The organism is Bifidobacterium choloepi (assembly GCF_010667615.1).
Classification (GTDB): domain Bacteria; phylum Actinomycetota; class Actinomycetes; order Actinomycetales; family Bifidobacteriaceae; genus Bifidobacterium; species Bifidobacterium choloepi.
Genome location: NZ_VYSG01000001.1, coordinates 1,157,850 through 1,170,663, shown reverse-complemented (window position 1 = coordinate 1,170,663; position 12,814 = coordinate 1,157,850). Strand labels below are relative to the sequence as shown.

General features: G+C 62.9%; 10 protein-coding genes and 1 tRNA gene. All 11 read left to right on the top strand.

The window, feature by feature from the left end; all coding sequences use genetic code 11:
- Positions 1-148: 148 nt before the first annotated feature.
- The 11 genes from F6S87_RS04720 (at position 149) to F6S87_RS08860 (ending at position 12,749) form a co-directional block, all read left to right on the top strand.
- Positions 149-1,471, top strand: coding sequence for a serine hydrolase (locus tag F6S87_RS04720; protein ID WP_163227422.1), 1,323 nt, complete (start codon positions 149-151; stop codon positions 1,469-1,471).
- A 64-nt stretch (positions 1,472-1,535) separates the two neighbouring features.
- Positions 1,536-1,606: transfer RNA gene (locus tag F6S87_RS04715), tRNA-Gly, on the top strand.
- 509 nt (positions 1,607-2,115) lie between these two features.
- The gene (locus F6S87_RS04710) at positions 2,116-2,562 is read left to right on the top strand and encodes a PTS sugar transporter subunit IIA (protein ID WP_163227421.1); all 447 of its coding nucleotides are present in this window, start codon (positions 2,116-2,118) and stop codon (positions 2,560-2,562) included.
- 193 nt (positions 2,563-2,755) lie between these two features.
- Positions 2,756-3,025 (top strand): PTS sugar transporter subunit IIB, encoded by a 270-nt coding sequence (locus F6S87_RS04705; protein WP_163227420.1) that lies wholly within the window; start codon positions 2,756-2,758, stop codon positions 3,023-3,025.
- A gap of 228 nt (positions 3,026-3,253) precedes the next feature.
- On the top strand, positions 3,254-4,786 hold the full coding sequence (locus F6S87_RS04700) for a PTS ascorbate transporter subunit IIC (RefSeq protein ID WP_163227419.1): 1,533 nt from the start codon (positions 3,254-3,256) through the stop codon (positions 4,784-4,786).
- Between the two features lie 611 nt (positions 4,787-5,397).
- Positions 5,398-5,844: a PTS sugar transporter subunit IIA gene (locus F6S87_RS04695; protein WP_331270749.1), complete on the top strand. Its 447-nt coding sequence runs from the start codon at positions 5,398-5,400 to the stop codon at positions 5,842-5,844.
- Positions 5,845-6,094: 250 nt separating this feature from the next.
- Complete coding sequence (locus tag F6S87_RS04690) at positions 6,095-6,364, top strand: PTS sugar transporter subunit IIB (protein WP_163227418.1); 270 nt, start codon at positions 6,095-6,097, stop codon at positions 6,362-6,364.
- A gap of 188 nt (positions 6,365-6,552) precedes the next feature.
- On the top strand, positions 6,553-8,127 hold the full coding sequence (locus tag F6S87_RS04685; protein WP_163227417.1) for a PTS ascorbate transporter subunit IIC: 1,575 nt from the start codon (positions 6,553-6,555) through the stop codon (positions 8,125-8,127).
- Positions 8,128-8,829: 702 nt separating this feature from the next.
- Positions 8,830-9,705: an aldo/keto reductase gene (locus F6S87_RS04680; protein WP_163227416.1), complete on the top strand. Its 876-nt coding sequence runs from the start codon at positions 8,830-8,832 to the stop codon at positions 9,703-9,705.
- A 262-nt stretch (positions 9,706-9,967) separates the two neighbouring features.
- A complete protein-coding gene (gene fbaA / locus F6S87_RS04675) occupies positions 9,968-11,032 on the top strand; it encodes a class II fructose-bisphosphate aldolase (RefSeq protein WP_163227415.1) in 1,065 nt (354 codons plus the stop codon).
- 196 nt (positions 11,033-11,228) lie between these two features.
- Entirely contained in the window at positions 11,229-12,749 is a 1,521-nt protein-coding gene (locus F6S87_RS08860; RefSeq protein ID WP_163227414.1) for a polysaccharide deacetylase family protein, read from the top strand.
- The last annotated feature ends 65 nt before the right edge of the window (positions 12,750-12,814 follow it).

Sequence of the window (12,814 nt, the reverse complement as noted above, 5' to 3'; positions counted from 1 at the left end):
CATATTTCAGCGGCGGGCGCCAGGGAGCTCGCGGTGCTTGCGACTCGAAAAGTGTGGTAATTGGTCGCATTCCCAGCATTCATCCACCCCTAGCCGGTAAGGTGGGATGAATCGTTCCAAATTCCAGACTCAGATTCGCAGGTAGGCCATGCCGCATAACAGCAGTCACCGGTCGCGGGCGAGGCGGATTGTCCGCAAGCGCCTGCAGATCGCCCGGATCCTCGGGCTCGTCACCGTCGCGCTGATCGTCGTCGACCTCGTCGGCATCAGCAACTACTACCGCCGGCTGGACGGCCCGACGTCGTCGGCGTACGCGGTGGCCGCGTCGGACACGGAGACTGCGCAGGCCGTCGAGGAGCTCGAGAGCGATTCGTCGGACGGATCGTCCAATGCCTCGACGGCCGACGTCGACAAGTCGGCGGCGACGACGGCCGTCGACCCGATCGACCTGACGCTCGAGAACCTCGCGAAGGTGAGCGGCGACGCGACGATCTCGACCGAGGGCTTCCAGCTGTCTGACGCCGACAGCCAGGAAATCCAGGCGCAGATCGACGACTTCACGGCGGCCGGCTACTCGGCGGCGTTCGTCGTCGCCGATCTCGACACCGGCGCCGTGCTCGCGTACGACGGCGGCGAGGCGAAGTATTCGGCGAGCTCGATCAAGGGGCCGTATGTCCTGTCGCTCGCGGCGACCGGCACGATCGACCTCGACGACGTGATGAACGAGACCGATTCGGCCGCGGCGACCGACAACTACTACATCACGAACGCCATCCAGATCTCCGACAACGACTGCTACTACGGGCTGTTCAACGAGTACGGCAAGGATCCGATCAACACCTGGATGGAAGGCACCGGCATCCAGCACAATGTCGGCGACCTCGGCGACGACGTGCCGTATGTCAACTTCTCGGCGATCGACCTCGCGATGATGTGGACGAAGGGCTACCAGTATCTCTTCACCGACACGACCGACGAGGCCGCCGAAGCCGCCGGCAAGGCGTCCGTCGAGGCGCGCGAATGGCTCGCGTCCAACTATCAGGACACGCTGAACTCGTCGATTCACATCGCGCTCGGGGACGAGGACCGCGTGATGTCGAAGGCCGGCTGGATTTCCGAAGCCGGATACTACGCGCTGAACGACGGCGGCATTGTCTTTCCGGGGCTCGACGGCACGTCGTCGTACGGCGGCGTGGCTGTGACGAGCCGGCCGACGGCATACGTGATGACGCTGCTGACCGACGCGTGCGGCGAGTACGACATGGTGTCCGGCCTCGCGAAGACCCTCGACGCCGTCTACCAGAACTCGATGGGCGGCTCGACGGAGGGATCGTCTTCTTCTTCTTCTTCCTCCTCCTCTACTTCTACTTCGTCGGACGATTCGTCGGCTTCTTCTTCGGACGATTCGTCCTCCTCTTCGTCGGCTGACGGCACGACCGCCGCGACGGACGATTCGTCCGCAGCCGACTGACGCGAGCTTGTCGGCTGGGCGCGGCGGCTGCTATAGTGAGGTTCTGTTGCCATCGGCGACGATTGCGGATGTAGTTCATCGGTAGAATGGAAGCTTCCCAAGCTTCAGAGGCGGGTTCGACTCCCGTCATCCGCTCCGGCGGAAAGCGGGCGATCGCGGAATTGCGATCGCCCGCTTTTCTTTTCTTTATTTCTCTGTCTTCCTGTCTTCCTGCTCTTCTGTCTTCCTGTCCTTCCTGGTCGTCGGCGCCGATGCCTCGCCCTCCCCACATGGCTGGCGATTTGCTGGAACGTTATTGGGCGGTATGACGAATAATAAAGACAAACAATCAACTATTGTTGATTAATTTTTATTAGATTTCGCCTATTTATGCCTAAAAATTGTCTTTAGTAAAGCGTTTTATCCAGTTACATTTCCCCGAATTTGACTTACCCTGAAAGCAACGTTCTCCGGGATCCGGGATCGCAATGCCGCGTCGCGGGACCGAAGGACGGTGTTTTTCCATGGCAGCGTAGCTAGGGCGTCGCCAATCCCGCATCCGGCGGGATCCTCACGGCGTCTCCCGCGGCAACGAAGCCGGGACGGGAGAGATGGCGAAGTCGGCGGCGATGCCGGCGGCAATGCCGGAAACGAGAGGTTGAACGATGGCCGATCTGGATAGGTTCCTGCCGGATGAATCGTTCCTGCTGGACCGTGAGGCCGCCGACTGGAGAGACGCGATCCGTCTCGCCGGCCGCGGACTGGTGAATGCCGGTTTTACCACCGACGCCTATACCGACGAGATGATTGCGACCGTCGAGAAGATGGGGCCGTATATCGTCATCGCGCCGGGTTTGGCGCTGGCGCATGCCCGTCCGTCCGACGCCGTGCTCCGTACCGGCCTGAGCTGGGTGCGCCTGAGCACGCCGGTCGAATTCGGCAACAAGGACAACGACCCCGTTTCCCTGGTCATCGGGCTCGCCGGTCATGACGAGAACGAGCATATCGAGGTCATGTCGGCCATCGCCGCGGCCCTGATGGACCGGCGGAAAACGCAGTCGCTGGCCACGGCGAAGACGCCGGCGGCCATCCGGACGATTCTCGGCTCGTGACGCTGCGGGGGCCGGTGTCTGGGAGAGAGGGGCGTCCAGTGGGTGGCCTCCCGGAGGACACCGCCCGGGATATCGGGAACGTCCGAATCGCCTGAATCGTTCGAATCGTCCGAATCGTCCGAATCGTTCGAATTATCCGGAAGAAGTTCCGTCCATGGAAGGAAACAACCCAGAAGAAAGAAGGGAACTACCAATGAACATCCTATGCGTATGCGGCAATGGCATCGGCACGTCCGTGCTGCTGAAAGTCAACGTGGAGACGGTTGCCGAGGAGCTTGGGCTCGATGTCAACGTGACGACGTCCGATGCGGGCAGCGCCAAGGGCACCGCGAACATGAACGATCTCGTGCTCACGTCCGCGGAACTGGCTCCCGAACTCGAAGGCACGACCACGCCGGTCGAGGTCATCCACAATTTCGTGGACGCCGACGAAGTGCGGGGCGTGCTCGAGCGCTACATGTGATTCGCTGCCAATTTCCGCTGCAGCCCCTATTTGCGGCACGGCCCTGATTTGCGGACAGCTCCAATTCGCGGCACGGCTCCGATGCCCGACCAATTCACGACCAATTCACGACCGGTCCGCGACCGGTCCGCGACCGGTCCGCAACCGGCCGCGGAAGCAATACCAAGACCAACATGACAACGAGACCAATGAGATAAATAGCAGATATAGAAAGAAGGGGATTCAACGATGAATGTCCTTGTCACGATCCTGAACTTCATTAGCCAGGAAATCCTGAACGTGCCGGCGTACCTGATCGGCATTATCGCGGCGATCGGCCTGGCCGCGCTGAAAAAGCCCGCCGGCCAGGTCATCTCCGGTGGCCTCAAGGCCGCGCTCGGCTACCTGATCCTCGGCGCCGGCGCCAATGTCGTCACTGCCGCGCTCGACCCGTTCGGCCAACTCGTCTTCCACGCCACCGGCGCGCATGGCGTCGTCCCGACGAACGAGGTCATCACGGCGCAGGCCGCCGCCCAGTTCGGCGCCACCAGCGCGTACATCATCGTGCTGAGCTTCGTGTTGATGCTGCTCGTCGCACGCTTCACGCCACTCAAGTACATCTTCCTGACCGGCCACCACATGGTGTTCATGTCGATGATGCTGGCGCTCGTGCTGTCCGTCGGACTCGGCGCCAAGCATCAGCTGCTGATCGTCATCATCGGTTCGCTGCTGATGACGGTCGCGATGGTCGCGATGCCGTCGTTCACCCAGCCGTTCACGAACCGCGTGACCGGCAACGACCAGATCTCGGTCGGCCATTTCAACTCGCTCGGCTATGCGCTGTCCGGTGCGCTGGGCTGCGTGGTCGGCAAGAAGTCCAGGTCCACCGAGGACATCAACTTCCCGAAGGGCCTGAGCTTCCTGCGTGATTCGATGGTCTCGACGACCGTCCTCATGGTCGTGCTGTACCTCGTCTTCGCCATCTGGGGCGCCATCGTCGTGCCCCGTGACCAGCTGTTCGCGATCTTCAGCTCGCAGGCCCCGACCGACTATGGCGGCTACATCATGGCGGCATTCGCCGAGGCGCTGCAGTTCGGCATCGGCGTCAGCATCATCCTCTACGGCGTCCGCATCATCCTCGGCGAACTCGTCCCGGCATTCCAGGGCATCGCGAAGAAGGTCGTCCCCGGCGCCAAGCCCGCCCTCGACATCCCGATCGTCTTCCCGTACGGCCCGAACGCGTCGCTGATCGGCTTCCTGGCCTCCTTCGCCGGCGGTCTCGTCGCCCTCGGCATCATCGCCGTGTGGCTCGGACCGGCCTGGGGTGTGGCGCTGATCCTGCCGGGCATGGTTCCTCACTTCTTCGACGGCGGTGGCGCCGGCATCTTCGGCAACGCCACCGGTGGCCGGATCGGCGCGATCGTCGGCGCGTTCGTCAACGGCATCCTGATCACGTTCCTGCCTGCCGCGCTGATGGGCGTCATGGGCTCGTATGGCGTGGCGAACTCCACGTTCGGCGACGCCGACTTCTGCTGGTACGGCACGATCGTCGGCCACGTCGTCCAGCTCGGCTTCACGCCGGGCGTGATCGGCTCGATCATCGTCGCGGCCGTCCTGTTCGCGGCCGCCTGGATCTGGCAGGTCAGGGTCGTCGACACGGGCTGGCTGCCGGCGAAGGCTCACGCTGCGTTCATCGACGAAGTCAAGCGTGAGGAGAAGGAAGCCGCCCGCGCGGCCCGCGCCGCCAAGAAGGCCGCCTCCGACGATCAGCCCGCCGCCTGAGTCGTCCGGGATTCACATACCCCGTCAAAAACCCGAGCCATCGGCTCGGGTTTTTTGTCGTCCAGTCACGTCATCCGCGCCGTTTCCCTCGCCTCTTCTTTTCCGGGAATTGTTACTAATCGTCCGTCCCTTTTCGGAAGGGGATTTTTGTAACGATTCGGGACCCGGAATCGTTACTGATTTTCCGTTTCGTTTCGGAACGTACGGTTTGTAACGTTTCTGCGCCCTGGATCGTTACTATTCGTCCGTTTCTTTTCGGAAGGGGATTTTTGTAACGATTCGGGGGTCGGAATCGTTACTGATTTTCCGTTTCGTTTCGGAACGTACGGTTTGTAACGTTTCTCCGCCCTGGATCGTTACTATTCGTCCGTTTCCTTTCGGAAGGGAATTTTTGTAACGATTCACACGACGGATGACGGACTGGCTGGCTCTGAACCGGCCGGCCCTGCAATATGGCGGAACGACTTGGAAACGCCGGTGAGCCCCCTTGGTTTTGCACTTGTTCAAACATGTATTATCCTGACTTGTGCAAACAAGTTGATGCGGTTGTCAATTTGGTTGCAATGACATTGTTTCCGTCAGCGAGGACGCTGAGAAATGAGGAGTTGAACGTGGCTGATCTGAACAAGTTCCTGCCCGACGAGGCCTTCGCGCTCGATGTCGAGGCCGCGGATTGGCGGGACGCGATCCGCCTTGCCGGTCGTGGACTGGTGAATGCTGGCTTCACTACCGACGCCTACACCGACGAGATGATCGGGACCGTCGAGAAGATGGGTCCGTATATCGTCATCGCGCCGGGCCTGGCGCTGGCACATTCCCGTCCGTCCGACGCCGTGCTCAACACTGGCCTGAGCTGGGTGCGCCTGAGCACGCCGGTCGAATTCGGCAACAAGAACAACGACCCCGTTTCGCTCGTCATCGGTCTCGCCGGCCGCGACGAAAACGAGCATATCGAAGTCATGTCGGCCATCGCGTCGGCTCTGACCAGCAAGGACAAGACCGCCGCGCTGGCCGATGCGAAGACGCCGGACGACATCCGTCGGGTGCTCGGCGCATGACCGCCCGGTACGGCGGCCGACATGGGAGCCGCCGTGCCGCGGCAGACCCGGTGCGGTCGCCGGATCCTCCCGCTACGTCGGGACGGACGAATCGTTCCATCGAAGGACGCAGCTTGCCGCTCGACGAGGCGACGGAACCGGAAATCAGGGTCACCGGCCGGCCGACTGCACGGCCAGGGACCCTTCCATCATTCGTTATCAATCGCATACCCATTCCAACATCACCCAATCCACCATCTGGAGGCAAAAAATGAACATCCTGTGCGTCTGCGGCAACGGCATCGGCACGTCGGTCCTGCTCAAGGTCAACGTCGAGTCGGTCGCCAGCGACCTCGGCCTCGACGTCACTGTCACGACGTCGGACGCCGGCAGCGCGAAGGGCACCGCCAACATGAACGACCTCGTGCTGACGTCGGCCGAGCTCGCTCCGGAGCTCGAGGGCACCACCACGCCGGTCGAGGTCATCCACAACTTCATGGACACCGACGAGATCCAGGAAGTGCTCGAGCGCAACATGTGATCGGCGGCGGGCGGCCGGCGCGGTCGCCCGCTTCCCGCGTTTCGCGGAGCCGGCAAGCGAGCCGGGGGCTGGCCGGGCGGACGAATCGTTCGAAACGATTCTCCCGGCCGACGGCGAGACGAAACCAATACGACAACCCAACCAAACCAAGTAGAGACAGAAGTAGATAGGGAAAAGAGGACTCGACGATGAATGTCCTTGTCACGATCCTGAACTTCATCAGTCAGGAAATCCTGAACGTGCCGGCGTACCTGATCGGCATCATTGCGGCGATCGGCCTGATCGCCCTCAAGAAGCCCGCCGGCCAGGTCATCTCCGGCGGTCTGAAGGCCGCGCTCGGCTACCTCATCCTGAGCGCGGGCGCGAACGTCGTCACCGCCGCGCTTGATCCGTTCGGCGAGCTCGTCTTCCACGCCACCGGCGCGCAGGGCGTGGTCCCGACGAACGAGGTCATCACGGCGCAGGCGGCGGCGCAGTTCGGCGCGACGAGCGCGTACATCATCGTGCTGAGCTTCATCCTCATGCTTGTCGTCGCGCGATTCACCCCGCTCAAGTACATCTTCCTGACCGGCCACCACATGGTGTTCATGTCGATGATGCTGGCGCTGGTGCTCTCCGTCGGCCTCGGCACCGACCACCAGTGGCTGATCGTTGTCATCGGCTCGCTGCTGATGACCGTCGCGATGGTCGCGATGCCGGCCTTCACCCAGCCGTTCACCAACCGCGTGACCGGCAACGACCAGATCTCCGTCGGCCACTTCAACTCGCTCGGCTACATGGTCTCCGGCGCCATCGGCGCGGCCGTCGGCAAGAAGTCGAAGTCGACCGAGGACATCAACTTCCCGAAGGGCCTGAGCTTCCTGCGCGATTCGATGGTCTCCACCACCGTCCTCATGGTCGTGCTCTACATGGTCTTCGCCGTCTGGGCCGCGATCGTCGTCCCGACGCAGGAACTGTTCGCGATCTTCCCCGACCAGGCTCCGACCGACTATGGTTCCTTCATCATGGCCGCGTTCGCCGAGGCCCTCCAGTTCGGCATCGGCGTGAGCATCATCCTGTACGGCGTGCGCATCATCCTTGGCGAGCTCGTGCCGGCGTTCCAGGGCATCGCGAAGAAGGTCGTTCCGGGTGCCAAGCCGGCGCTCGACATCCCGATTGTCTTCCCGTACGGTCCGAACGCCTCGCTGATCGGCTTCCTGGCCTCGTTTGCCGGCGGCCTGGTTGCGCTGGGTGCCATCGCCCTGTGGCTCGGCCCCGCGTGGGGCTTCGCCCTGATCCTGCCGGGCATGGTTCCCCACTTCTTCGATGGCGGTGGCGCCGGCATCTTCGGCAACGCCACCGGCGGTCGTCGCGGCTGCATCCTCGGCGCGTTCGTCAACGGCATCCTGATCACGTTCCTGCCGGCTGCCCTGATGGGCGTCATGGGTTCCTACGGCGTTTCGAACTCGACGTTCGGTGACGGCGACTTCTGCTGGTACGGCACGATCATCGGCCACGTCGTCCAGCTCGGCTTCACGCCGGGTGCCATCGGCTCGATCGTCATCGCCGCCGTCCTGTTCGCCGCCGCCTGGCTGTGGCAGGTCAAGGTCGTCAACAAGGGCTGGCTGCCGGCGAAGGGCCACGTCGCGTTCATCGACGAGGTGAAGCACGAGGAGAAGGAAGCCGCCCGCGCGGCCCGCGCCGCCAAGAAGGCCGCCGACGCCGCCAAGGCAGCGAAGGTCGCCGAGAAGGCCGTCGCCTCCGACGAGCAGGCTGCCGCCTGAGTCGTCCAGGATTCATTCACCACGTCAGCAGCCCGGGCCATCGGCCCGGGCTGCTGACGTTCGGTCGCGTTATTCTCGTCGTTTTCCTCCTCTCTCCTTCTTTCTTCTCCTGAATCGTTACTAATCGTCCCTTTCTTTTTGGGACGGTGATTTTGTAACGATTCGGGACCCGGAATCGTTACTGATTTTCCGTTTCGTTTCGGAACGTATGGTTTGTAACGTTTTTCGGCCATGAATCGTTACTATTCGTCCGTCTCTTTTCGGAAGGGGATTTTTGTAACGATTCGGGACCCGGAATCGTTCCTTATCGTCCCTCTCTTTTCGGAACGTAATGTTTGTAACGTTTCTCCGCCTTGAATCGTTACTATTCGTCCGTCCCTTTTCGGAAGGGGATTTTTGTAACGATTCGGGACCCGGAATCGTTACTGATTTTCCGTTTCGTTTCGGAACGTACGGTTTGTAACGTTTCTGCGCTCTGGATCGTTACTAATTTTCCGTGTTTTTCCGGGACGGTCGTTTTGTAACGGTTGGCGAACGGGGGTGGGGCAGGGGAAGTTCTACCGTCAGCGCAAAACGGGAGAATCGCGCGAAATTCAAGATCTTCACAGCAAAAACGGCGTATTCTCGGACAGTAACAGTCTGAAGTTGCAGCGGGGATCGTCAACTTTGGAACGATTCTCCCGGAACTCGAAGGAGCGAGCAATGAGCCAGTACTTGGCAATGAGCAATGGACGCCAGATTCCGACCGTGGGCCTGGGAACCTGGCTGATCGACAACCGCGAGGTCGGCAAGGTCGTGCGCGACGCGATCGACCTCGGCTACCGCCACATCGACACCGCCGAGGCGTACGACAACGAGCGCGGCGTGGGCGAAGGCATCAAGGAGAGCGGCCTCGAGCGCGAGAACATCTTCGTCACGACGAAGGTCAAGGCCGAGTACAAGACGTACGACCTGGCCGCCGAGGCGATCGACAAGTCCCTCGAGGACCTGCAGCTCGACTACGTTGACCTGATGCTGATCCATTGCCCGGAGCCGTGGGACCAGTTCCGCGGATCGCAGCGCTTCTTCCAGGAGAACCAGGAAGTGTGGCGCGCGCTCGAGGACGCCTACAAGGCCGGCAAGGTCAAGGGCATCGGCGTCGCGAACTTCCTGCAGGACGATCTCGACAACCTGATGGCGGGCGCCGAGATCAAGCCGATGGTCAACCAGATCCTGTGCCACGCCGGCAACACGCCGCTCGACCTGATCGACTACTGCCACGACCAGGGCATCGTCGTCGAGGCCTACTCGCCGATGGGCCACGGCGAGGTGCTCAACAACGACGACCTCGCCGCGATGGCCGCCAAGTACAACGTCTCCACCGCCGACCTGTGCATCCAGTACGACCTGCAGCTCGGCACGATCGCGCTGCCGAAGGCCCGCTCCACCGAGCACCTGCGCAACAACCTCAAGCCGTGGAAGGAAGGCTTCGTCATTTCCGACGACGACATGGCCTACCTCAAGGCGCTGAAGCTCAATGACTACGGCGAGAGCGCCCAGTGGCCCTGCTACAAGGGCAACGACAGCCGCTCGCGCTGAGTCGGCTGACGACTGCACGACCCTGACGGACCCCGCCAGCTCCGCATCCCGCTTCCGCGGGCACGGAGCTGGCGGGGTCTGTTGTCATCGGACGGCACCTTTCTTCCAGTTTTGGAGGCTGGCTGGAAGGAAAGTATTGCGAGAAAGGGTGCGGGCGGTACCTTTCTTCCAGTTGCGGGAATGAATTTGAATGGACGAATCGTGCACGATTCTCCCGCGGAAAAAATGCCCGCGGTCGGGGGCTGCTGCCGATAATGGAAGCATGACTATTGCAACACCTGAACGATACGCCGAAATGCTCGACGCCGCGCGGCGCGGCGGCTATGCCTACCCGGCGATCAACGTGACGAGCACGCAGACGCTGAACGCCGCGCTGCAGGGCTTCGCCGATGCCGAATCGGACGGCATCATCCAGGTATCCGTCGGGGGAGCGGCATACCTGTCCGGCCAGCGGGTGAAGGACCGCGTGGCCGGGTCGCTGGCGCTCGCCGAGTTCGCCCACGAAGTCGGCAAGCACTATCCCAACGTGACGATCGCGCTGCACACCGACCACTGCGCGCGGCAGTATCTCGACGAGTGGGTGCGCCCGCTCCTCGACATCGAGGCCGAGCAGGTGCGCCGCGGCGAGGATCCGATCTTCCAGTCGCACATGTGGGACGGCTCGACGGTGCCGCTCGCCGAGAACCTCGACGTCGCCGAGGAGCTGCTCGCCAAGTCGCGCGCCGCCCGCACCGTCCTCGAGATCGAGATCGGCGCCGTCGGCGGCGAGGAAGACGGCCAGTCGGCGGAAATCAACGAGAAGCTCTATTCGACCGTTGACGACGCGCTTGCCGTCGCCCGCCGGCTCGGCCTGGGCCAGGACGGCCGCTACATCGCTGCCTTCACGTTCGGCAACGTCCACGGCGCCTACAAGCCCGGCGTCGTCAAGCTGCGTCCGGAGCTGCTCGGCGAGATCCAGCACGGCGTGTGGGAAGCGCTGGAAACCGGCCAGCTGCCGAAGTCGCCGGACATGAACGTCATCCCGGACAAGCCGTTCGAGCTCGTCTTCCACGGCGGCTCGGGTTCCACGCCGGAGGAGATCGCGCGCGCCGTCTCGCACGGCGTCGTCAAGATGAACATCGACACGGACACGCAGTACGCGTTCACGCGCGCCGTCGCCGGCCACATGTTCCGCGACTACGACGGCGTGCTGAAGGTCGACGGCGAGGTCGGCAGCAAGAAGGAGTACGATCCGCGCTCCTGGGGCCGCGAGGCCGAGGATTCGATGGCCGCGCGCGTCGTCGAGGCCTGCAGGCAGCTGGGCAGCGCCGGCAAGGCACTGAAGTAGCGACGCAGTCGGTTGCTCGCCGGTTGCGTCGACCTCCAGCCTCGCCTCGCCCGGCAGCCCGCTTCTCTTGTCATGTCACGAACCCGGGCCGGCGGCTTGGATTCGTGACATCCAAATACACACGGATGATAGGGACCCCGCGGTAGAATCCGGGCTTGGAGAGGCTCGATTTTTCAGGGATTTCAGGGGACCCATCGTGACCAGCGAGGACAAGAACAGCGCCAGCAGCGACAACACTGACAACGTCGACAACACCGACAACGCCGACAACACCGATAACACCGATAACACCGGCAGCAGCAACAACGCCGACAACACCGACAACACCGCGCATGCCGGCAGGACTGCGCGGTCGGACAAGGCGGTCGGATCGTCCGACGACAGCAGCCGGCGGCAGCTGGAACAGCACGGCACCGACAGCCGGCGGCAGCTGGAACAGCACGGCACCGACGGCAAGCGCGGCGGGAGCGCGCACGGCGACGGGTCGGCGACGTTCGGGAGCGAGCCGGTCGAGGAAATCTCGATGGCGGGAGTCGTGTCGGAAAAGAAGCTGCGCTGGCGACGGCTCGCGACGATCGCCATCGCGGCCGTGCTCGCCGTCGCGATCGTCGCCGGCGGTCTCGGTTGCTGGTGGATGTGGCGGTACCGCTGGCGCAACGTCACCGTCACCGTCGACGGCAAGTCGCTGACGCTGCCGGCGCGAACGACCGTCGCCGCGCTGCTCGCGGCGAACAAGTACTTCGGCAAGAAGTCCGGCGACCTGCTCGCCGTCGACGGGTCGGTCATCACGGCCGGCAAGGGAAATCCGGTCGCCGTCAGCATCAATGGTCGAACGATCCCCGCGTCGGACGAATCGTCCACGACGATGACCGACGACGCGACGATCACCGTCGGCGACGGCGGCAACGTGACCGAAAGCTACACCGTCAAGCAAGTCGCCGTGCCGTACGGCTACGATCTCGACGTGACCGGCGGATCGATCCAGATCATGACGCAGGCCGGCGTCAACGGCGTGCGCAACCAGTGGGTCGGCGACGTGTCCGGCAAGACCGTCGACAAGGAAATCGTCAAGCAGCCGGTCGACATGGTCGTCAAGGACTACAACCCGCGGCCCGACGGGAAGAAGGTCATCGCGCTGACGTTCGACGACGGCCCGAGCCAGTACACCGACGACATTCTCAAGATCCTCGTCGACAAGGGCGTCAAGGCGACGTTCTTCGACCTCGGCACGCAGGCGCTCGCGTACGCCGACCAGGAGCAGGCGATGCTCAAGGACGGCATGCAGGTCGCCTCGCACAGCAACACGCATCCGTACCTGCCGTCGATGTCGAAGGACGACCTGCGCGCCGAGATCCAGGCCGGCTTCGCGAACATCGAGAAGGCGTCCGGCGTCCAGACGACGGTGTTCCGCTCGCCGTATGGCGCGTTCGGCGCCGACCAGTGGAAGGACGCGGCCGGGCTGATCTCGATGAACGTGCTGTGGGACATCGATTCGGAAGACTGGCGCAAGCCGGGCGTCGACCAGATCGTCGCCAACGTCGTCAACTACGCCCACAACGGCGCGATCGCGCTGATGCACGACGGCGGCGGCGACCGGTCCGAGGACATCAAGGCGCTGCCGACGATCATCGACAAGCTCAAGGCCGACGGCTACACGTTCGTCACGATCGACGAACTCGTGCAGATGTGCGGATACACGGTGGCCAAGGCGAGCTGACCCATGCCCCCATCGTGGGCGTGTAGTAGGGTGGGGTCCGGAACCGAGAGAGCGGAGGTGCTTGA

What these genes read in the sequence shown, in the direction of transcription:
- F6S87_RS04710 (WP_163227421.1), top strand. Translation starts at nt 2,116, where the DNA reads ATGGCCGATCTGGATAGGTTCCTGCCGGATGAATCGTTCCTGCTGGAC.
- F6S87_RS04720 (WP_163227422.1), top strand. Translation starts at nt 149, where the DNA reads ATGCCGCATAACAGCAGTCACCGGTCGCGGGCGAGGCGGATTGTCCGC.
- F6S87_RS04690 (WP_163227418.1), top strand. Translation starts at nt 6,095, where the DNA reads ATGAACATCCTGTGCGTCTGCGGCAACGGCATCGGCACGTCGGTCCTG.
- fbaA (WP_163227415.1), top strand. Translation starts at nt 9,968, where the DNA reads ATGACTATTGCAACACCTGAACGATACGCCGAAATGCTCGACGCCGCG.
- F6S87_RS04680 (WP_163227416.1), top strand. Translation starts at nt 8,830, where the DNA reads ATGAGCCAGTACTTGGCAATGAGCAATGGACGCCAGATTCCGACCGTG.
- F6S87_RS04705 (WP_163227420.1), top strand. Translation starts at nt 2,756, where the DNA reads ATGAACATCCTATGCGTATGCGGCAATGGCATCGGCACGTCCGTGCTG.
- F6S87_RS04700 (WP_163227419.1), top strand. Translation starts at nt 3,254, where the DNA reads ATGAATGTCCTTGTCACGATCCTGAACTTCATTAGCCAGGAAATCCTG.
- F6S87_RS04685 (WP_163227417.1), top strand. Translation starts at nt 6,553, where the DNA reads ATGAATGTCCTTGTCACGATCCTGAACTTCATCAGTCAGGAAATCCTG.